This window comes from Ramlibacter ginsenosidimutans (genome assembly GCF_016654015.1).
In the GTDB taxonomy this organism is placed as follows: Bacteria; Pseudomonadota; Gammaproteobacteria; order Burkholderiales; family Burkholderiaceae_C; genus Ramlibacter; species Ramlibacter ginsenosidimutans.
This window is the reverse complement of the sequence record NZ_JAEPWM010000001.1, coordinates 722,186-742,142: the sequence shown is the minus strand read 5'-3', so window position 1 is coordinate 742,142 and position 19,957 is coordinate 722,186. Positions and strand designations below refer to the sequence as shown.

Sequence of the window (19,957 nt, the reverse complement as noted above, 5' to 3'; positions counted from 1 at the left end):
AGCGAGGGGCTGCGACTTTAGTCTCCAGCGCAGCGGATGAGACAACCGCCCCCACGATGTTGCACACCCAGCACCAGAACCTGCACCGCGACACCTCCGCAATCGCGGCAGCGTGCCGCCGCAACCGCGGCTACGACTCCACCCGGCTCACGGCCGAGACCTGGGAGCTTCTTTCGAGCGAGTTGATGCTGGAATCGACCACAGCACGGACGGACCTGATTCGTGAAGGCGAGAACGACGGCAGCCTGTTGTTCCTCGAGTCGGGGTTGCTGCGGGTGTACTGCACGGACAAGCAACGGCGTTTGCAGCTGGCCGTCATCGCGCCCGGATCGATCGTGGGCGAGGGTGGCTTCTTCGCGCCTTCTGAGGTGCGCACCGCATCCGTCGAAGCCATCGAGCCATCCACGATCTGGCGGCTGACGCGGGGAAGCTTCGAGGCGCTCACTGTGCGCGAGCCGGAGGCGGCACTCTCGGTTGCGCTCTATGCCGCGAATGTGATGCGGGCGCGGATGTTGAGCGTGGCGGGGCGGTTGTTGATTGTGTGAGGGGACCAGTGCGGCCGGGAAAACACTTCACCGCCCGGATCAGCGGCGACATCCAACTGAAATGAGCCGGACGGATCAATGGCGGTTCCGAGCCAGCGACACACAATCAGCCCACAGACCGAACGGGCTCGCTTCGGACGGGCACGACAGTCGGACGCGGCGGGCAAGTCAGGGTGTGCAAAGCATGGGGTCCAACAGCTCCATCGGGGCCGCGCGGCGCAGTGTATGCCACTCTATGTGATCTGCTTGCTGGTCGTACATGATTCTGGCGGCAGGCGAGGAGCAGAGGGGCATATGAGAGTTGGCGGGCGACAGCCACATGAACCACCTGGCCATCCGCAGGTACACCACTAATGCGTTTCGAAGCTCTCACGTTTCTGAGGTTCATTGCCGCGGCTGTCGTGGTGCTGTTTCATTTTGGACGCGCGCCACTTGGCCTATCCGGCTTCCTAGTCGCAGGACCAGAAATGGTCACGTTCTTCTTCGTCCTGTCTGGGTTCGTGATGGGCGTGTCTACGTTCAACAAGAATGTTGACAAGACACTCTACTGGTGGTCCAGAGCCGCTCGAATACTGCCGGTCTACTGGATAGCCATCGCCTTTATGGTGGCGACAAGTCGATGGCGAGGGGAGCCCGTCGAATACGAGTCGCTGCTCTTGAACCTGACGTTGCTGCAAGCTTGGTCGCCGCGGCATGCCTTGACGATCAACGCTCCCGGTTGGTCGTTGTCGGTCGAGGCATTTTTCTATCTTACTTTCCCGCTCCTGGTGCTTCAGATCAGGAAAGTATCGATCTCTCCGAAGATTCTCATGCTGAGTGCGCTGATGCTCTGGCTGATAACGCAGGTAGCCCTCACGACGGTTCTGGAGTTGGGTGACTACAAAGGCTGGACTTCCCTGTCCCATGGCCTTGTCTACTACCTGCCCATTTCGCACTATTGCAGTTTCATGCTCGGTCTTGCGGGGTCCCAGATCGTGTTGGAGCGACGCCGGGTGCTCGGTAGCGACTTCACTTCGATCCTGGCTATCGGTTGTGCCTCCGCTCTCGTGCTCGCGATCACCAACAATGAAGCAGCGATCTCCTCCTACGTAAACGTCCAGTTCGCGTACGGTTCGAGTCTGCTCGCGCCCATCTTCCTCCTGCTCATAGTTGCCGTTGCGTCGGCAACGCCCACTGTTTCCCGCATGCTCAGCTCAAGACCGCTCGTCTTGCTTGGCGAGTGCAGCTTCTCCCTGTACATATTGCAGTTCCCCGTCTACCTGCTATCCACCGCCTTCGTCGCGGCACCGCTGAGGCTAGGCCCCGTGTCGGGTTTTCTGTCTTACTTCGTTCTACTCATTGCCGTGTCTCTCGTGTCGTTCGTTTGCTTTGAACGCCCAGTCAACACTTTCCTGAGAGGCTTGTTCTTTTACTCGTTTCGTAGTGCGAAGGGTCGTGTCGCAGCTTGAGCCATGCTGCGGCAGGTTCTCAAACCAGCCAGTGCTCCCAATTGACTGTGCACACGCGAATTCGTGCGAGTGTCAGCAAGCCACGTGCGCTTCCATGCCTGCTCCCCTCGCGCTACTTCAGCGTTCGACCGCTGATTGTTTCGACCAAGGGCTATCAGATAAAGCAGGTGTTGAGCCTGCCGAGGCAGGCAACGCCATCAGCTCGGCAGCGACCTCAATGAACCGCGTAGCGACTGCATCATTGGTGCAGTGCTCCAGGCCAAATTGACGCCCGCGTTGCCCCAAGTCGCGCGCCAATGCTGGATCTTCACCTAGGCGCAGGACTGCGCTTCGAAAATCGTGAACGGAACCGACGCTCACGCCAAGCGCAGTTTCTCCCTTTCGGTAATAGTCATCCACCACCGGGGCAATGCTGATGATTTGAGGCTTCCCCATCAGCATTGCCGCCACCATCGTGATGTGACCGGCGCCGCGCGCGTTGTCGCTCACGAGCACAACATTGGCGAGAGCGCCGCGCATACAGTCGAGGCACTCGTTCATCGTCAGGTCCTGGTGCACTTCGATGTTCGAAAATTGAGAGAAATCGTCCAGCTCCGCGTCCGGCAGCCCAGAGGTGATTACGATTCCCCGGATTCCTGTGCCCTGAAGGCCGGCGCAGAAGGTGGCTACATCGCGATTGTTCCGTCCGATCAGACACACATAAGGTCGTCTCTCGGTGTCCGAAAACTTGCTGGGACGAATCTGCGGCAAGTCGAACCCCCAGTGCACGAAACGGAACTTGTCCTCGGCGATGTTGTGCAACGAGGAAAACAGCAGGGACTCGTGGCGGGAATGGACGATGATTCGGGTGCTGCGATTGAACACCCAGGAGACAACCCCCTTCGTCGCCTGCATGTCGAGTGCTCTGCGACTTTGGTTCATCCCCCACACGATGTGTGGCGTGTTTGCTCCCGAAAGGCGAAGGCGCAGGTTGATTCCAAACCCGATGAAATACTCGCTGGACACGATGAGGTCGTACGCATTGAGATCTGGCACCACCAGCGAAGACCACACTCGCCCCAATGAAGAGGCGGTCGGAATCGGTGCGCTCGTCCAGTCGAAAGCGTTGCAGGTGAGACGGTGACCAGTGATCCACGGCGGTTCACTGAACGCTGTCCCAGCGTAGACATATAGGGCGCGCAATCGTGCCATCAGGTTGCGTCCGCAGGTGCGGCTTTAGGCAAGACGATTCCTCAACTTTCTTGCTGCGCGAAAGAGTCGGGTTGTGTGCAAGAAACCATCCAGTCCCGAGCGCTCGTAGATGTCGGAGTGCGAGGACCTCTGGTGAGAAATTTCTGGAACTGACAGGAGGGTGACGAGCTCGGGATTGTCCCTGCGAAACCATGAGTAGGTGCCATCTACATGCATCGGGCCGCCCAGTGGGTCACCGGCAGGTCTGCCAAGTTGCGCTTGCATGTAGACGAGAAGGGCTCGGGCGACTTTGCTGCCCTTCAAACCTACAAAATGCGACGTTTCGACCCCTTGGTCCGGATTCAGCCTTAAGCACCCGGAGCCGACAACTTTTCGATCGAGTCGGTATCCGCCATAGAACAGCGACCATGGGACTGAGCGAAGAGCCTCCGCGAGCGCATTCGAGCGCTGCTCAAAATCATCCGAAAAATCGACATCGTCTTCCAGGATCAGGAAGGACTCCAGTCTGTTCTGGATAGCATCCTGGATGACGCCGAGGTGGCTAAGGAAACATCCTCGTGCACCAATGGTTTCGAAAGCGCCGGCGCCGTCCGGACGCACGGCTCGGAACAGTTCCACTGGGGGCTGGTAGAGGCCAAGGCCCACCCGGCGCAGTTGCTCATCAATTTCTTTGCGCCGGTCAGGACGCGATTCGAGATTGATCACATAGATTCTCTCGAATAGGTTCCAGAAAGCCGAACGCAAGCCGCTCTCCCTGTGCGAAGAAGAGGGAAGATAGCTCCAGAATGCGACTGGCGCGATGGCGCCAAAGAGCTACAAACCGGCAGCAGCATGGCTGTCGGTCCGGATCCAGGGCACAGACACTTTATGGTTTCTGGCCAGGCAGTTTCTGGCGTGCCGGTGCCGCGCCCGAGCTCCAATAGCTCCATTGAGCCTGCCCTGCGTGATGGACACTACGACTGCATAGATCTACTTTGGGTTCGGAACCACATAGGAACGCCAATGAAGACTCAGTCCGGTACGTTTCCGCACACGCCGAACGACCATGGCGGTTCAGGAAGAATTCGCCTGTCACGAGAGCTCCCCAGCGCCCGGGCGCGCCTCGTCGACCTGGCGCTGCGGAGGGCAGGGTGCTCCGTCGAAATGCTTCGAACGCGGCTTCGCGCTACGCTGCGCGTAGGCGGCTCCATCGCATTTCTCGCGGTGACGTTCGCTTCTGACGCCGCCCCGGTGGCCGCGGTGCAAAGCCCCGCAGCGCGAACAGTGGAGCTCGGTGTGAATCTCGAAGGGATCAACGACTGGTCGCGGCTTTCGCCTTTCGTTGACCTGATGAAGAACTCCCGCCGCTGGGGCTCGCCGACGGCGCCGTGGATTCACGACGTGCACACCGACGCGCTAGGATGGCCGACGGAGGATGCCGGCGTGGTCGTCCGGGTGGTCTCGGGGGATCCGGGTGACCCGCTGCCGCAGCACCGGCATCTTGCGAAGGGAGTGTTCCGTCTCCTCTTCACCGGCCGCGCGACGGTGCGGTCCGTTGGCTCTGCAGGGGTGGTCGTGCGGAATGTCGCCCACGATCCCCGTACCAACCGATCGACAGCGGAGGTGGTGGTAGGGGAGAACGCCGATCGACTGATGCTCTCGTTCGAGGGTACCAACGGGGGAATCCGCGACGTCCAACTGCTGCCGGCCGACAGTCCTCCGGGGCAGACCTTCAGCGCCGATTTCCGTGCGGCGGTTGCGCCGTTCGGCACGCTGCGGTTCATGGACTTCCTGCGAACCAACGGCAACCCGGTGCATCAGTGGAGCGAACGCACAACGCCATCTGCGGCAAGCCAAGCCGATGAAAAGGGGGGCGCGTACGAATACGCCATCCAGATCGCCAACGAATTGGGGAAGGACATCTGGATCAACATCCCGTTCGGCGCAGATGATGACTTCGTGCGCCAGCTAGCCACCTTGCTCAACACGAGTTTGGCCCCTGGGCGCGTGGTTTACGTCGAATACAGCAATGAGCTTTGGAACTACGCGTTCTCCCAAAGCGGGCTCAATATCGAGGCAGCGATGGCGGAAGCGATCGCCGGAGATACGCCGCTGACGGCAGGCACGCAATGCACGCGGGCCCTCTTCAATACCACCTCTGGAGACTGCAACAAATGGTGGGCCGGCTTGTTCCGCGTTGGCAAGCGGACGGTCCGCATCGCGAGGATCTTTTCCGAAGTGTTCGGGCCGGGCGCACTGAACAAGCGTGTGCGCGTCGTATACGCCACGCAGTTCGCCAACCCCGCCATTGCGGAGCAGGTCCTCAGGAACATCGCGAAGTTCCGCGGCAGGCCCGCTGACTTCATCTATGGGGTGGCTGGCGCCCCCTACTTCGCGCTCGACGAGCAACTCGCGCGCTCGCCCCACCTGAACGTGGACAACATTCATGCGTCGTTGCAGCACTCATTGGAAGCACAAGTACTCCCATACTTCGCCCCTGGAACGATGCGATGGGGTAAGTTCGTAAAGGGCGCTGCATACCGGGGCGGCAATCATGAGAACCCCTCACTAAAGGCGCTTGCCGACTACTATGGAATCCGCAGCCTTGCCTATGAAGCGGGGCCGGACATGCGCCAAGAGAACGTGAGCTTGCCGGCAAAATTCGCTGCCAATTTGGATCACCGCATGGGAGAGGAACTCGGCGAAATGCTTGCTCAGTGGTACGGATGTGGCAACGGCCTCTTCATGTACTTCAATCTGACCGGCGGCTACGGTCGATTCGGATACTGGGGACTCACGAACAACGCGCAGGACCTGACTACAGCCAAGTACCGGGCGGTAGCTGAGGCCGCACGCCGCGTGCCTGGCGATTACCGAATCTGTCGTTAGGCCCGGCGGTCAAGAGGATTTTGCCCGTATTGCCCGGAGACTTCGAGCGACGCGCGAATCGAGAGACGCTAGCCAAGCCTATTTCCTTCCCGGATGAGGGCCCTCGCAGCCGGCTGCGGTAAGCAGATCTTTACCGCACGGCTCCCAGCGCCGCTGACCGCCTCCCAGTGCAAGCTTCCGAGTCGGGGACGCACCAGGACGCATGGAGCGTCTCGCCAGATGGACTGCGGCCAAGTTGGCTCTCTGGAGCTAGTGCTCGAACAGGACCACTGGGCTAGATTCGCGGAAGAGGAGTCCTGTATGCGCCCAGCTTTCATTCCGGTGTCGCCCACGTTGTCAGTGGATGCGTCGCGTATGGTGAGCCTCGGGCGATCGGTTCGGGAGGCCTACTGCGCCGCCGAACCGTTCCCATATATAAAAATTGATGATTTCCTGCCGGAGTCCTTGCTGGAAGGCGTGCTGGCGGACCTTGGAGCGCTGCCCGAGCCCGAAAGCAGCTTCGAAAGAAGCCAAGAGCGTTTTAAGCGATCGTATGCGCCGACGGCCCTGCCGGAACGCACGCGCAACCTGTTCTGGTTGCTGAACTCGCGCCCCTTTCTGACTTTCCTCGAGAACATGACAGGAATCGACGGGCTCATGGGCGACCCGTACTATTTGGGCGGGGGCATCCACGAGGTCCGCTCCGGCGGGCACCTGGACATACATGCGGACTTCAACTACCTGAAGAAGCTGAATCTCGAGCGGCGCTTGAACCTGCTGATCTACCTGAATCCGGACTGGCGGCCGGAATTCGGCGGCCAGTTCGAAATCTGGAATACGGACATGACGGCACGCGTCGCGCAGTTCGATCCCGTCTTCAATCGATGCGTCGTATTCAACACCACCGGTGACAGCTTCCACGGCAATCCCAACACCGTGCGTCACCCTGAAAATAAGGCGCGCTATTCGATGGCGCTCTACTACTACACGGCTACCTGGGACGCCTCGAAGCGGCAGCACACCACGCACTTCAAAGCCCGCCCAGGTTCCCGAGATGCCTCGGACTGGCGCGTGCGCCTGGCCGAGACCCTTGAAGACGTGACGCCCCCTTTCTTGTTCCGGCTCGGGAACAAGGTCCTCCATCGCTCCCGCGGGTTTCTGCGGCAGCACACCTAAGCTTTGCTCACCAAGTATGAACATGCAGCCTCACAACACACTCCTCACCCGAATCCGCAGCAGGATAGGCAAGCGACTGCTGGGCGAGGAACGCTGGGTCGCCAAGTCGGGCGATTTGCGAATGCGAGAGCGCCACGGGGTGGTGGCGAGGCCAAACTACGCTTACGGCATGCTCCGTGCCGCGGATGTCGCGAAGTACTTCGGGAAGCAGTCTGTGACGGTCGTGGAGTTCGGCGTGGCGAGCGGGCACGGTCTGCTGAACATGATTGAATTGGCTGAACTCATCGAAGGCGAGACGGGCGTGGAATTCCGCGTCTTCGGATTCGACACTGGAGCAGGCCTGCCGGAGCTGATCGGATACCGGGACCACCCAGAGCTCTGGCGCGGCGGCGACTTTGCCATGGAGGATCGAGACGCCCTCATGCGCAAGATTGCTGGCCGCGCGGACATCGTCTGGGGCGATATCGCGGACACCGTCGGTGCTTTCACCGACGCCTTGACCGCCGATGCACCCTTGGGCTTTGTGTCCGTCGACGTCGATATTTACACGGCCACGAAGTCGGCCCTTCGGTGCCTGAAGGGACCGTCGCAGGCTTACCTGCCGGCGGTGAGCATGTACTTCGATGACGTGACTTTCTTCTTTGCCAACAGGTGGGCCGGAGAACTGGCCGCCATCGAAGAATTCAATATGGAACACGATCTGCGCAAGATCGATGTGGACCGCAGCCTGCCCGGGTCCCGGCGCGCATCGTCAGCGCCGTGGTACAGGCACATGTATGCGTGCCACGTGCTGGACCACGACGCGCGGCAGCGTGTGCGGCAGCGGGCCGAACTGCCGATCGGTGCTCATCACCAGTTTATGTCCAATCAGTTCCTGTATTGAGGGTCTGTTGGGGGCGCCCGGCGACGGTGAGTTGGGCGCTGGAGCACGCATGCGGTTGATGAGGACATGCGTGCCCGTGCGTGCTCGCGCAAACAGCCGGTCATCGGCGCCGCCGGCGCATAGTCCGGGAGCGTCTTACTGGCACGTGGTGAAGGCTGAACGCACAGAGTTCGCGATGTCCTGGACCGCCGTGTATTTGGCGCCGCTCAGGTCGGTGGGATTGTTGCTCAGGCCCCAGTAGCCCGATCCCGCCCATCCCGAGACCAGCGAGTAGTGCATGTAGAGGTCGTTGCCGCAGCCGTACCACTGAGAGAGCTCGCTCTTGAGCATGGCGCCCATTTGAGCGTCGCGGTTGGCTGCAATCTTGGTGGCTGCGTTCTCGCTGTACTGGCGCAAGTCCGGGCCGCCCTCGTACGACAGGCTCTTGATCCCGTAGTAGTCGGCCAGCGCCTTGTGCGTCGCGCCCGAGTAGTCAATACCGGAGTAGGGTTTGCCCTTCACTATTACCCCGTGGTCGTAAGTTCCCAATGCGAAACTGGGTTCGATGTCGGTCATTAGCGCCGTTTGCAGCGCGCCGAGAATCTGGTCTTTGGTCGCGTCGGTTGCGGAGGCGAGCGCGTCGGGCAGCTGGAAGTAAGGTGCCGTCGCTACGCCGTAGATCACGGAGGAGGGCTTGGCGCGGTAGGTGGCGATGTTCTTCAGCACCTGTTCGGCGATGTTGGGGTTGGCGAACTGGGTGGCGTAGACCACGCGCACCCTGTTGTTCAGGGCCGCCGAGCCCATCACCTCGGAGAAGATTTGCGCGATGCGCACTACGCGCTTGCCGACCCGGAAGAACCCGGCCCACCATTTGTTGCAGGTGCCGGAGGAGAGATCAAAGAGGGCCTGCGTGCATTGCGTTCCTCCCGTCAGCGTCGTGTCTCCGGCAAGCGCCTCGGTCACGGCGGCGTCGGTGTTCTGCCCGGCCTGGGAAAAGAAGAAGTTCCACAGCTCGTTGCTGTATTCGACGTAGACCACGCGACCGGGTGCCAGGTTCGTGTTCAGCAGCGTAGCCAGCTGGCGAACGAAGCCGTCATCCGCACCGAACGGGATCGTGATCCAGATGTCCTTGCCAAGCTCGTTGGCCATGGCGATCGCATACTCGTATGCCGCGCCTTTCGGGCCAGTCTGGTTGCCCGAGGCAGGCGTGGTGCGCTCGCCCCAGGTCTGCACCGGATTGCCATTCGTTGCCAGAAAGTCCATCAGGCGCACCACGCCGAAGGGGGCGAGGGCTTGGATGAATTCGTTCGTGAAGGTCTGGTTTTCCGGATAGCCGGGTCGCCGCAGGGAAACGTCGCGCACCCCGCCTGAGGTGCCTGTGAACGTGAGCATGAGTTGCGTCGCATTCGACCCGATCACGACATCGGCCGCGGAACGGTTCGTCGCCCGGTCATATACGTAGTTGGCGACCGCCGTCCCCGGGGAACCCACGGAGGCGACCGAGGCCGTGCCTGTGAATCGGAGCTTGTACGTTCCCGGTGTCAAGTACTTGTAGGTGGTCTGGTCATCTCCCGCGTCCTGCGTGACCATGGACACCACGATGCCGGCGTCGGTCGTCGGCCAACCCTGGGCATCGGTGGCTACGGCGCCGTCCCACGGGGCTGCCGCGCTTCCCCACACCCGGGCCGTCTTCATCATGTCGACGAAGGGCTGCAGACGCGCGTAATCGGCCAGCCCTTCAATGTTGACGCCGAGCGGGACCAGGTTGGCGCGCGCTACCGATGTGCTCGGACTAGTGGTGGTGCTCGTGCTGGGCGATCCTCCGACGGCTGCGGTCTGCTTCTGCCCCGCCGCAACGGCGGAACTGCTCGTCCCTCCACCTCCGCACCCACTGAGCGCGAGGCCCAGGCTCAATACGAAGCTGATCACGCCCAGCTTTCGCAAATGGTTGTATTCGCACGCACCGCTGCACCCATTGTCCGAAGATGTCCTGTCCATCTGTTTCGTGGACCGCGAGCTTGCGGTCTAAGTGAAGGCAAGTCATCTTAGGCAGGGGAATTTCTGACGTTCGGCCACTCGGGACCAGTTCAGGCTCCTTTCGTCAAACAAATGTGTAAGAGAGTTTTAGGCGATGCCCCCATTTATGGCCTGTGCCGACCATCATGTTCTTGCGTCGATCAGTCGTCACGGGGGGAACGCCCAAACTCCGCGTGCGCTCCGAAATACTGGTTGCGTTTTCTTGGAACGCCGGCTGGTCCTTTCGCTGATGTTCTCGATGCCAAGACTTGGTCACCCTGTTGGACCTAGTACGCTGCATACCGGCTAACGCTGCGTGACTCGCTCGCCAGAGCCGGTTGGGCCGACGCTCAGCCCACGCCCAGACCTCGGCTCGGAAGCACCGCCGCTCGAGTGCGATAGCGACTTCAAGATGCCGAGCAGAGGTGGCCTTGTCCGTATACCGTGCCCGCCGTGGCAAGCCATTGTCCATGGCACCAATGGACCATCGCCTCGCGTTGCCCGTCGTGTTCAGATTCGGGGGAGCGCGGCAGTTCACACGAGATGCGTCGCTGCTCTTTGCTGTCCTCGCTTTCCAATGCCGCCAACGCTTCTTACATGGGCCGCGCCAAATGCATCGCCGCGCGCCGGGGTAGTCGCCGCGCAGGACTATGTGCCTGAGTTGGATGGGCTCAGGGCCATCGCAATCCTGATTGTCTTCGCGTCGCACTATTTCACCCCGGGTATTCCCGGAGGGTTCGGCGTCACAGTTTTCTTCTTCATCAGCGGGTACCTAATCACGACGCTGCTCCTGCGGGAATTCCAGGCGACGGGCTCCATCGACCTCCGCTCGTTCTACATCCGTCGCTTCCTACGTCTGGGGCCCGCTCTCTATTGCTACCTCGCAGTGGTCGTGATCTGGGTGGCAATCCAGAAAGGCGTGATAGAGCCGCGGGCCATGGCAGCTGCGGCACTCTATGTGTTCAACTATTTTGAGGCGATCGAGGGACCGTCTGCTTATCCCATGCCGTTGTGGTCGCTCGCGGTGGAGGAGCACTTCTATCTACTGTTTCCGGGGGTGCTTCTTGGTGTCCTAGTCGCCACGCGGCGACATCTCCTTCTCGCCGCTGCGGCCCTGATTACCTTGCCGCTTGCCTTCAGGGTGATCGGCAGCACGTGCTTCGCTATTTCGAGCCAGTACATATATGTCGCGACGGAGATGCGCATCGACAGCATCATGTACGGCGTGGTGCTCGCACTTTTACTTGTGAATGCGCGGACGGCGGATGCTTGCCGTCGCTTTGCGTCAGTGCCTGGAATGGCAGTCGGGGTGTGTCTCGTGCTTGCGTCGCTCGTCGTTCGGGACGAACTGTTCAGGCAGACGCTTAGGTATTCTGTGCAGGGCGGCGGGCTGCTGCTCATCGTGAATGCGATCCTGCATGGCCAGCACGCGCAGTGGCTGCGGCGCATCTTGTCCTTGCAGCACCTACGGTACATCGGAAAGATCAGCTATTCCCTTTATCTTTGGCACCTCACCGTCCTCGTGCTCCTCGGTGAGATGGTTGAACGGCGCGCGCTCATCCCTGCCGCAGCTGCCCTCTCGCTGTTGCTCGCCGCGGGGTCGTACCACTGGGTAGAAAGGCCGATGCTGCGCCTTCGGCACAAGTTCGGCTCGCATGCGCGTTGATGTGCGCCTCTTGCGGCTCGCGGCCGACTTGGGTGGTGCTGGTGGCCGTGGCCGGGATCGCTGCACGGCAACGAAGAACAAGTCTGAGCCGCCCCTTGTTTGCCAACGCGCTTCGATCAGGGTGGGACGGAGCCGATCTGAAATCACGCCGCCACCGACTTTATCATCAGCTGATTGAAGAGGATGCTGTTGCGATCCTCAATGCATGGTCAGTTTTATCAGTCCGAATAAACTGAGTGCGGCTACGAAGAGTCCAATCGCCGCAAGCTCGCGTTGAATGGAAACGATGCCGAGGCGGCGCTGGAACAGAAGCAGTCCGGCGAGAGGGCCCGACAATTGGCCCAGCGCCGCGCCCCAGATGGCTCCCCGGGTCCCGGCGAGCGCGTAGCCAATCGCAATGCCCACGAGCACCGCGACGAGCCTGATCGCCTGCTCCGCGGCCATCAGGGAAGTGCGCCCCAGCAGCAGGTACACATAGGAGACCACCGAGTAGCGTGCGCCGAGGAGCGTGACGGAGAGGATGCCCAGCATCCACCCGGCATCGCTGTACCTGGCATCGTACATAAGGCGCACCACGTCCGGGCCGAACCAGAATAGGAAGGCTCCTGCGAGCAGGCAAAAACAGTCGATCGGAAGACGGGCGCGCTGGTACGAACGCGCCAGCCCCGCGCGGTTGCGCTCGTACGCCTTCGTGATGGCCGGGAACGCGACTTTTCCCGACACTTTGGCGACTAGGTCGAAGATGGCGTTGACGAGCAAGGCGGCTATGGCGAAGTGTCCCATGGACGCTGCGCCGAGCAGCCCTGCGAGCACCACCTTGTCGAGATTGCCCGAAAGAAATGTCAGGCCGGAGGAGACGAGGATCCAGACGCTGACGTGGCAAACCTGACGGGCGACGCGATGCGAAAAGGCGAACCGGTTCGACACCCCGCAAGGAATTCGGTGGCTCGCGGCAACCCTGACCCCGTTGCTCACGATCCCTCCCAGCAAAAGAACGTAGATGCTGGGATGCACCAGTGCGGCTGCCGCCATCGCAAGCAGGCCCGCTGCCTGGCTCGCCAACTCGATGGTTACCACTGGCCGCAAGCGCAACTCCTTTTCCGCTGTCGCGAGCCTGGTGGACTCGAAGCCGCCGAGGATCACGGAGAGGGACAGTCCGATCACGACCGCGGGAAGGTCCGTGCTCGCATAGGTGCTCCCCGTGGGAACCAGACCTCGGTGTTGCGCCCACGCAATGCAGGCTGCGAAGACGACGAGGACACCCGACATCGCGAGCGCTTGGAGTACCTGAAGCGTCCAAACGGTATTCACGAAAACGGGGTCGTCCGCCTGGTTGCTGCGCACGAGGACCTGCCGCAATCCCAGGTCGGAGAACATCCCCACGCCGACGGTGATGACCATGGCGATCGACATGACGCCGAAGAATTCGGGAGCGAGCAGGCGAGTGAGCAGCAGGTTGCCGGCGAGGCGCAGGATCTGGCTCGACCCGTGGCCCGCCAGCGTCCAGATTCCCGCGACGATGGCAGTCTTCAGAAGGGTGGGTTGCTGCGTCGCCGATGCACTCGAGAGCGGTGGCGATCCGGTAGCATGGGCAGTGGAGTGCATGTCGCGTCTTTGGTGCCGGTATTCTGAGTGCAGGGTCGCGCCGGTTTGTTGCGCTTCGATAGTTCCATCGCGCCATAGACAATCCTTCACCGTGCAATGAATGTCTGACAATCTGCGAACGCTGTTCGTCCTCCTGCTGATCGGCTTCACGGTCCAGGCGCTCGCCTGGCCGCTCCGATCGGAGACGCTGCCGGGAGCCCTCGTGCTGCGCCGCAACCTGTGGTTTGCAATGACCGTGGCTGCGTTCGCACTGAAAAGTTTTTGGGCGTTTGCGCTGGTGGCCTGCGGACTGCTGCTCTGGGCCGGCCGAAGGGAACGCAACCTGCCTGGCTTATTCCTGACGCTCCTTTTCGTGGTGCCCCCGGTGGAGACCGAAATCCCCGGCATGGGGCTTGTCAACGTTCTCTTCGGCCTGAACCTGCCGCGGCTGATGGTGCTGGTGCTACTGCTGCCGGCTTTTGTTCGGTTGCTCCGCGAGCGAAGAATGCCGTCGGGCGGATGGCCGCGCGCGGCCGATTTGCTCTTGGGAGCCTATGTGTTGGTGCAACTCCTGCTTGCAGGGAGAGAGCCGTCAGTGACTGCGGCGCTCAGAAGCGCCTTCTACGTCATGGTGGATGTCGTGCTGCCGTACTACGTCTTCAGCCGAGCTCTCCAGGACTTTGGAGAGCTCCGCGACGCGGCGGCCGCGCTGGTTTGGGCAGGCCTGCTGCTGGCGGCGATCGGCTGCTTCGAGGCAGCGCGCCACTGGTTGCTGTATTCCGCACTCGCGCAGGGTTGGGGGTCTACCGACTCGCTCCTGTACCTCGGCCGCGGCGGCTTGCTGCGCGCCATGGCAAGCACTGGGCATGCCATCGCGCTTGGCTACGTCCTGGCCATCTGCCTGCTGTTGTACCTGCCAATGCGAGGCCGCCTTGGCGCTGGCTGGAAACCTAAGGCTCTGCTCATGCTGCTGGGCGTCGGGCTGATCAGCCCGCTCTCCCGCGGTCCCTGGATTGGAGCGACAGTGGGACTCGTCCTGTACTTGGCCCTCGGGCGGCGGGCGGTGAAGAACATGTTGCTGCTGGTAGTGGGTGGCGGGTTGGCGCTTGTGGTCCTGCCGTTCCTTCCGAACGGCAATCTGCTCCTGGGGTTGATCCCTTTTTTCGGCCACGTGGAGGTAGCCAACATCGAATATCGGGAGCGGCTGATCGAGAATTCCTCGCAGCTGATCTGGGCACACCCGCTCCTCGGGTCTGGCGACTACAAGGAGCGACTGGCCGCCATGGGAATGGTCCAAGGGCAGGGCATCGTCGACATTGTCAATACGTATGTGCTGGTCGCGCTTCGCAGCGGCCTCCTCGGACTGATGTGCTTTGGCGGATTCATGCTCTGCGTCTGGTTCTGTGCAATGCGCGCGTGCAAGCTGTCGATGCTCGCGCAGCGGCGCGACGCAGCAGACTTCGGGCGTGCACTTGCTGCAGCCCAGCTCGCCGTCCTGGTCACGATCGCCACGGCGAGCAGCATCTTCGTCATCCCCTGGGTCTATTGGTGCTTGGCAGGAATCCTGGTCGCCTATGCGCGCGTCGTGAGCGCGTCGGTGGAACAGGCGGACCGCACCGTCGCGCCCCTACGGATTTCGCCCTCGGCTTGACTGCTGCCTGTTCAGCTATTCCGCCCTGAGCGCTGCATGCAGGCGGGCGTGCCTCGTGGTCGCGGCGCGGAATTCCATGCGACGCCCACGCACGGTCGGCTCAAGGCTTTCCGGGTGAGGAAAGGGCAAGCTCAGAGCACCTGCGATTCGTCCGACCCATTGATCGCCGCGTCGACCTGGGCCTCGCGCACGCCCTGCCGCCAGAGCTCACGCAGCACCAGCACGAAGAAGTACAAGTCCTTCGTATAGCGCCCGATCATTCTGCGGGGCTCCTGCACGACCCGGTACAGCCATTCGAACCCCGAGCGCTGCATCCAGGCCGGTGCGCGCTTCATGGTGCCCGCGCAGAAGTCGATCGCGGCGCCCACGCCGAGGAACACGCCCTTCTCGAACTGCGACAGGTGCTTGCTGGCCCAAACATCCTGCTTCGGGGAGCCGAGGCAGACGAAGACGAGGTCGGCGCCGCTCTCGCGGATGGTGCGCACGATGTCCGCGTTGCGGGCGGCATCGCGCTCGAACCCCGGCGGTGGGCACAGCGTGCCTGCGACCGTAAGTCCCGGATAGCTCAGGACCAGATTGGCCGCTGCGCGGTCCGCAACGCCTTCCGCGCCCCCCAGCAAGAACACCTTCTGGCCGCTCTCGGCGGCGAGCTCGCACAGCCTGGGCATCAGGTCGGACCCGGTGACGCGTTCCTTCACGGGCGAGCCGAGCCAACGGGAAGCCCACACGACCGGCATTCCGTCCGGCGTTACCAGAGCGGCTTTGGCGTAGGCCTCCCGAAGCTCGCTGTTCCGCTCCAGCCTCACGACGTGGTCCGCGTTCGGCGTGACAACCAGTGCGGGACTCGGGCGCAGCGCCAGCTTCACGACCTGCTGCGCAATGTCTTCAAAGCTTTCGCGGTTGATGAGGGCATGACCCAGAGCGAATCGGCCGGACAAGTGCACCCCCGTTAAGACGAATGAGAAGTGCAGCGATCCTATTGACAGCGTCGGCGTGCGCATAGACCGCCTGTTAGCTCGTAGGAGCCCATCGCGCGGGATCGCTCGGTGCACGCAGCGACTCGCGCCCTTCCACGTTAGCCCCATGGTGCCATTTCGAGGCGTGCTGTCCTGCGCCAGACTCGCATCGCGCCTGCCCACCCCGGTGGCAGATCGCCAGGGAAGTCCCACAGGCCTGACGTGATCCAACCTGGGGTCGTTGCGAGTAGTGATGCGATGCCATGACTGAAATGCGTACGCGGCAGCTGCAGGCCGTCGGGTCGAAGCCGGTCGATGTTCTCCTTGTGGGCTTCAACTCAGCCCACCTGCTTCGGCGCTTGCGCGACACGCTGCAGCCGTCGGCGGCCGGCCGAGTGGCGCTGCGCCTGCTTGTAGTGGACAACGCGTCCACCGCTCGCCCTTTGGAGATCCTGCGGCGTTACTTCTCCTGCGACGTGTTGATCCAGAACCGGGCGCTCAGCCGGTCCACCGAGGTCGCCTGGAGCCTCGCGGCCCTCACGAAGTTCGGCACGAGGCCGAGCCGGTAGGAAGGCAATGGCACAGCGCATCGGCATCGTGGTGATCGGCCGCAACGAAGGGGCCAGGCTCAAGGCCTGCCTCGCGGCCATTCCCTTCCAGGCGTGCGAGGTCGTGTACGTGGACTCCGGTTCAACGGACGGGTCCCAGGAGTTCGCTGCGCGCTGCGGGGCTGCCGTAGTGACTCTCGACCAGGCGCTGCCGTTCACCGCTGCGCGCGCGCGCAACGCCGGCATGACGGCCCTGCTCGCTCGCGCGCCCGCGACCGAGTTCGTGCAGTTCCTGGACGGCGACTGCGAACTGAACTCGGGTTGGCTGCGGCAGGCCGTGGCTTTCCTCGGAGCCCATCCCGCGCATGCGGTGGTTTGTGGCCGCGTGCGGGAGCGCGAGCCGCAGCGGTCCGTCTTCAATCGCTTGTGCGACCTGGAATGGGACACGCCCGTCGGCGAGGCCAAGGCCTGCGGCGGGAATGCAATGCTTCGCGTCGCCGCGTTCCAGGCGGTCGGCGGCTTTCGCGAGACTCTGATCGCTGGCGAGGAGCCGGAGCTGTGCGTGCGGCTGCGGCGCGCCGGCTGGCGGGTGCATCGCCTGGGTGCGGAGATGGTCCTGCACGACGCCGCGATGACGCGCTTTTCGCAGTGGTGGCGGCGCACGACGCGCAGCGGCTACGCGTTCGCGGAGGGCGCTTGGCTGCACGGCGGCTCAAGCGAGCGGCACTGGGTGCGCGAAGTGCTGCGCGCCCTGTTCTACGGCGGACTGTTCCCCCTGTCGGTGCTGCTCCTTGCCCTCGCCGTTGCTCCCGCCTGGCTGTTGCTGCTGGCGGTGTACCCGGCACAGATCCTTCGCCTGTCGAGGGGGCAGGGCGGTTTCACTCGCGCGTTCTATCTGGTGCTCGGTCGGTTCCCCGAGTTCCTGGGTGCCATGCGCTTCATCGGCCGCACGATGGCGCACGGACCGGTGCGCCTCATTGAGTACAAGTAGATGCGCGTCGCCTACCTGGTCAACCAGTACCCGAAGGTAAGCCACAGCTTCATCCGGCGCGAGATCCTCGCGCTCGAAGCGATGGGCGTGGCCGTGTTGCGGATCGCCTCGCGCGGCTGGAGCGACACGATCGTGGACGAGGCGGACCACGAGGAGCGCAGGAAAACGCAGTACCTGCTGCGCGACGGCCTGGGGCCGCTGCTCGCCGCGTCGGCTCGCGCCATGCTGGCCTCGCCGGGCCGATTCCTGAGGGCCGCGCAGCTTGCGGTGCGCATGGCTCGCATGTCTCCGCGCCCTGCCCCAGTGCACCTGGCGTACCTCGCCCAGGCGTGCCTGATGCGCGAACTGCTGCTTCGCGAGGGCGTTGCCCACGTGCATGCGCACTTCGGCACCAATCCCGCGGAAGTCGCCATGCTGTGCGCGGAGTTGGGCGGCCCGCCGTTTTCGTTCACCGTGCACGGGCCCGAGGAGTTCGACGCGCCCGCCGGGCTGCACCTTAGCGAGAAGATCGAACGCGCTGCTTTCGTTGCAGCCGTGAGCTCTTTCGGCCGCAGCCAGCTTTTCCGTTGGGTACCGCATGCGCAATGGCCGAAGGTCAAGGTCGTGCGCTGCGGCATCGAGCAGCGCTTTGCCGAACCCGGTCCGGTCGTCTCGAACGACTCGCGCATGCTGGTGTGCGTGGGTCGCCTTTGCGAGCAGAAGGGGCAGGCGCTGCTGCTGGCCGCCGCGCGCGACATGGCAGCGCGGGGTCTCGACTTCGAGCTGGTGCTCGCCGGGGACGGCGAAATGCGCGGCGAGTTGCAAGACCTGATTGATGCGTACGGGTTGGGCGACCGCGTGCGCATCACGGGCTGGGTGAGCGGCGATGAGGTCCGATCGCTGCTGCTGCAATCCCGCGGCCTGGTGCTGGCCAGTTTCGCGGAAGGCCTGCCCGTGGTGATCATGGAAGCGATGGCGCTTGCGAGGCCGGTCATTTCCACGCTGATCGCCGGGATTCCGGAGCTCGTGCGGCCGGGCCAGGAAGGCTGGCTCGTGCCGGCGGGCGATTGCTCCGCACTGGCACGGGCGTGCACCGAACTGCTGCTGGCGGACCCGCGGCGGCTGGAAAAAATGGGACTCAGCGCGCGCGAACGAGTGCTGCAGCGCCATTCGGCGGATGGGGGCGCCCGCAAGCTGGCGCAACATTTTGGAGTGTTGCCATGAGCATGGTGCTTCTTTCCATCGCGGCCGCCTTCATCGTCGCGGTGGCGCTTCTCGTGCTCGTCCTGCTGGTCGAGGTGGTCGCGGGTTCTGGCGCAAGGCACGAGTCTCGTGCAGTGGAGGACGTGCCGCCGTACGTGGTGCTCGTGCCCGCGCATGACGAGGCAGGGACGATCCAGACGACCATCGCGGCCGTGCGCGCGCAGTTGCCCGCAAGTGCGCGGCTGCTGGTGGTCGCAGACAACTGTTCGGACACCACGGCCGCCGAGGCGCGCGCCGCCGGGGCGGAAGTCATCGAACGTCACGATGCCTCGCTGCGCGGGAAAGGGTACGCGCTCGCGTTCGGCGTCCGGCACCTGCACAGCGCGCCGCCCCCGGTGCTCGTGATGCTGGATGCCGATTGCATTCCGGCTTCCGGCGCGCTGGACCTGCTGGCCGCCCGCGCGGCGGCGACCGGCCGGCCCGTTCAGGCCCTGGACCTTCTCTCCGCTCACCCGGGTAGCAGGCTGTCGCTGCGGATGGCGTCGTTCGCCTGGGCCTTGAAGAACCAGCTGCGGCCGCTCGGATTGCATCGACTGGGCCTGCCCTGCCAACTCATGGGCACAGGTATGGCGTTTCCCTGGGACTGCATCGGCAACGTGGAGCTCGGAAGCAGCCACCTCACCGAGGACCTGCAACTCGGTGTGAAGCTCGCCGCCGCCGGACGAGCAGCGATCTTTTGCCGGGAAGCGCGTGTCGACAGCTGGTTCCCGCAGGACGGCGCGGCGCAGCGCTCCCAACGCAAGCGCTGGGAGCACGGGCACCTCGCGATGATCGTGTCCGAGGCACTCCCCTTGCTGCTGCGGGGCTGCCGCAGCGGCAATGCCGGAGCCATCGCGCTCGCCCTGGACCTCTGCGTGCCGCCGCTGGCATTCCTGGCGCTGCTCGTGCTGGTGTCGTGTCTTGCTAGCGCATGGGTGCTCGCCACCGGGGGACCGGTCCTCCTGGTCCTCCTCGGATTCGGCACCGTCCTCGCTTTCGCGGCGGCGGTGCTGCTCGCCTGGTGGCGCGTCGGCCGCAGCTGGGTGCGCTGGCCCGAACTGCTGTCGTCGCCGCTGTACGTGATGAAGAAGCTTCCGCTCTACGCCGGCTTCGTCGTGCGGAGGCAGACGGAGTGGGTCCGGACGGGCCGGCAGCGCTGACGCCCTGCGTTGGTTCCTTCGTGCCGTTGTGCCTGCTGCCGGCGGTGCGTATGGTCTGGCGCATCCGCGTTATCACAAACCCGTGCGACCGATTC

16 protein-coding genes are annotated in these 19,957 nt (G+C 63.1%); 11 read left to right on the top strand and 5 right to left on the bottom strand.

What is annotated here, in order from left to right; all coding sequences use genetic code 11:
- Window positions 1-56: 56 nt before the first annotated feature.
- Both JJB11_RS03635 and JJB11_RS03630 read left to right on the top strand, forming a co-directional pair.
- Entirely contained in the window at window positions 57-545 is a 489-nt protein-coding gene (locus JJB11_RS03635) for a Crp/Fnr family transcriptional regulator (protein WP_201166525.1), read from the top strand.
- A gap of 353 nt (window positions 546-898) precedes the next feature.
- On the top strand, window positions 899-1,993 hold the full coding sequence (locus tag JJB11_RS03630; RefSeq protein WP_201166524.1) for an acyltransferase family protein: 1,095 nt from the start codon (window positions 899-901) through the stop codon (window positions 1,991-1,993).
- Window positions 1,994-2,110: 117 nt separating this feature from the next.
- On the opposite strand, the gene JJB11_RS03625 is transcribed toward JJB11_RS03630, so the two are convergent.
- Both JJB11_RS03625 and JJB11_RS03620 read right to left on the bottom strand, forming a co-directional pair.
- The gene (locus JJB11_RS03625) at window positions 2,111-3,184 is read right to left on the bottom strand and encodes a glycosyltransferase family protein (protein WP_201166523.1); all 1,074 of its coding nucleotides are present in this window, start codon (window positions 3,182-3,184) and stop codon (window positions 2,111-2,113) included.
- A gap of 24 nt (window positions 3,185-3,208) precedes the next feature.
- Window positions 3,209-3,889, bottom strand: coding sequence for a glycosyltransferase family 25 protein (locus tag JJB11_RS03620; RefSeq protein WP_207189882.1), 681 nt, complete (start codon window positions 3,887-3,889; stop codon window positions 3,209-3,211).
- 297 nt (window positions 3,890-4,186) lie between these two features.
- Between JJB11_RS03620 and JJB11_RS03615 the strand changes: the two genes are divergently transcribed.
- The 3 genes from JJB11_RS03615 (at window position 4,187) to JJB11_RS03605 (ending at window position 8,090) form a co-directional block, all read left to right on the top strand.
- The gene (locus JJB11_RS03615) at window positions 4,187-6,052 is read left to right on the top strand and encodes a hypothetical protein (protein ID WP_201166521.1); all 1,866 of its coding nucleotides are present in this window, start codon (window positions 4,187-4,189) and stop codon (window positions 6,050-6,052) included.
- 300 nt (window positions 6,053-6,352) lie between these two features.
- Window positions 6,353-7,207: a 2OG-Fe(II) oxygenase gene (locus tag JJB11_RS03610; protein ID WP_201166520.1), complete on the top strand. Its 855-nt coding sequence runs from the start codon at window positions 6,353-6,355 to the stop codon at window positions 7,205-7,207.
- Window positions 7,208-7,229: 22 nt separating this feature from the next.
- The gene (locus JJB11_RS03605; protein WP_201166519.1) at window positions 7,230-8,090 is read left to right on the top strand and encodes a hypothetical protein; all 861 of its coding nucleotides are present in this window, start codon (window positions 7,230-7,232) and stop codon (window positions 8,088-8,090) included.
- A 135-nt stretch (window positions 8,091-8,225) separates the two neighbouring features.
- Here JJB11_RS03605 and JJB11_RS03600 read toward each other — a convergent pair whose 3' ends face one another.
- Window positions 8,226-9,998: a hypothetical protein gene (locus JJB11_RS03600; protein ID WP_201166518.1), complete on the bottom strand. Its 1,773-nt coding sequence runs from the start codon at window positions 9,996-9,998 to the stop codon at window positions 8,226-8,228.
- Between the two features lie 664 nt (window positions 9,999-10,662).
- Between JJB11_RS03600 and JJB11_RS03595 the strand changes: the two genes are divergently transcribed.
- Entirely contained in the window at window positions 10,663-11,751 is a 1,089-nt protein-coding gene (locus tag JJB11_RS03595) for an acyltransferase family protein (protein WP_201166517.1), read from the top strand.
- Window positions 11,752-11,949: 198 nt separating this feature from the next.
- Here the strand turns inward: JJB11_RS03595 and JJB11_RS03590 are convergent, their stop codons facing one another.
- Window positions 11,950-13,356 carry an oligosaccharide flippase family protein gene (locus tag JJB11_RS03590; protein ID WP_201166516.1) on the bottom strand — a complete coding sequence of 469 codons (1,407 nt, stop codon included), beginning with the start codon at window positions 13,354-13,356 and terminating at the stop codon, window positions 11,950-11,952.
- Window positions 13,357-13,456: 100 nt separating this feature from the next.
- On the opposite strand from JJB11_RS03590, the gene JJB11_RS03585 reads away from it, so the two are divergent.
- Window positions 13,457-14,986 carry an O-antigen ligase family protein gene (locus JJB11_RS03585; RefSeq protein ID WP_201166515.1) on the top strand — a complete coding sequence of 510 codons (1,530 nt, stop codon included), beginning with the start codon at window positions 13,457-13,459 and terminating at the stop codon, window positions 14,984-14,986.
- A gap of 131 nt (window positions 14,987-15,117) precedes the next feature.
- Here the strand turns inward: JJB11_RS03585 and JJB11_RS03580 are convergent, their stop codons facing one another.
- On the bottom strand, window positions 15,118-15,987 hold the full coding sequence (locus tag JJB11_RS03580) for a WecB/TagA/CpsF family glycosyltransferase (RefSeq protein WP_201166514.1): 870 nt from the start codon (window positions 15,985-15,987) through the stop codon (window positions 15,118-15,120).
- A gap of 218 nt (window positions 15,988-16,205) precedes the next feature.
- Between JJB11_RS03580 and JJB11_RS03575 the strand changes: the two genes are divergently transcribed.
- The 4 genes from JJB11_RS03575 to JJB11_RS03560 are packed head-to-tail and all read left to right on the top strand — an operon-like array spanning window position 16,206 to window position 19,862.
- Window positions 16,206-16,511 (top strand): glycosyltransferase family protein, encoded by a 306-nt coding sequence (locus JJB11_RS03575; protein ID WP_201166513.1) that lies wholly within the window; start codon window positions 16,206-16,208, stop codon window positions 16,509-16,511.
- 7 nt (window positions 16,512-16,518) lie between these two features.
- Window positions 16,519-17,481, top strand: coding sequence for a glycosyltransferase family 2 protein (locus tag JJB11_RS03570; protein ID WP_201166512.1), 963 nt, complete (start codon window positions 16,519-16,521; stop codon window positions 17,479-17,481).
- Window positions 17,482-18,684, top strand: coding sequence for a glycosyltransferase (locus tag JJB11_RS03565; protein ID WP_201166511.1), 1,203 nt, complete (start codon window positions 17,482-17,484; stop codon window positions 18,682-18,684).
- On the top strand, window positions 18,681-19,862 hold the full coding sequence (locus JJB11_RS03560; protein ID WP_201166510.1) for a glycosyltransferase family 2 protein: 1,182 nt from the start codon (window positions 18,681-18,683) through the stop codon (window positions 19,860-19,862). The genes JJB11_RS03565 and JJB11_RS03560 overlap by 4 nt, the downstream gene beginning before the upstream one ends.
- Window positions 19,863-19,957 lie beyond the last annotated feature (95 nt).

Excerpts from the sequence above, each read along its gene's own strand:
- JJB11_RS03575 (WP_201166513.1), top strand. The coding sequence starts at position 16,206 with ATGACTGAAATGCGTACGCGGCAGCTGCAGGCCGTCGGGTCGAAGCCG.
- JJB11_RS03580 (WP_201166514.1), bottom strand. The coding sequence starts at position 15,987 with ATGCGCACGCCGACGCTGTCAATAGGATCGCTGCACTTCTCATTCGTC.
- JJB11_RS03610 (WP_201166520.1), top strand. The coding sequence starts at position 6,353 with ATGCGCCCAGCTTTCATTCCGGTGTCGCCCACGTTGTCAGTGGATGCG.
- JJB11_RS03635 (WP_201166525.1), top strand. The coding sequence starts at position 57 with ATGTTGCACACCCAGCACCAGAACCTGCACCGCGACACCTCCGCAATC.
- JJB11_RS03630 (WP_201166524.1), top strand. The coding sequence starts at position 899 with ATGCGTTTCGAAGCTCTCACGTTTCTGAGGTTCATTGCCGCGGCTGTC.
- JJB11_RS03570 (WP_201166512.1), top strand. The coding sequence starts at position 16,519 with ATGGCACAGCGCATCGGCATCGTGGTGATCGGCCGCAACGAAGGGGCC.
- JJB11_RS03605 (WP_201166519.1), top strand. The coding sequence starts at position 7,230 with ATGCAGCCTCACAACACACTCCTCACCCGAATCCGCAGCAGGATAGGC.
- JJB11_RS03615 (WP_201166521.1), top strand. The coding sequence starts at position 4,187 with ATGAAGACTCAGTCCGGTACGTTTCCGCACACGCCGAACGACCATGGC.
- JJB11_RS03585 (WP_201166515.1), top strand. The coding sequence starts at position 13,457 with ATGTCTGACAATCTGCGAACGCTGTTCGTCCTCCTGCTGATCGGCTTC.
- JJB11_RS03595 (WP_201166517.1), top strand. The coding sequence starts at position 10,663 with ATGCCGCCAACGCTTCTTACATGGGCCGCGCCAAATGCATCGCCGCGC.
- JJB11_RS03560 (WP_201166510.1), top strand. The coding sequence starts at position 18,681 with ATGAGCATGGTGCTTCTTTCCATCGCGGCCGCCTTCATCGTCGCGGTG.
- JJB11_RS03590 (WP_201166516.1), bottom strand. The coding sequence starts at position 13,356 with ATGCACTCCACTGCCCATGCTACCGGATCGCCACCGCTCTCGAGTGCA.
- JJB11_RS03625 (WP_201166523.1), bottom strand. The coding sequence starts at position 3,184 with ATGGCACGATTGCGCGCCCTATATGTCTACGCTGGGACAGCGTTCAGT.
- JJB11_RS03565 (WP_201166511.1), top strand. The coding sequence starts at position 17,482 with ATGCGCGTCGCCTACCTGGTCAACCAGTACCCGAAGGTAAGCCACAGC.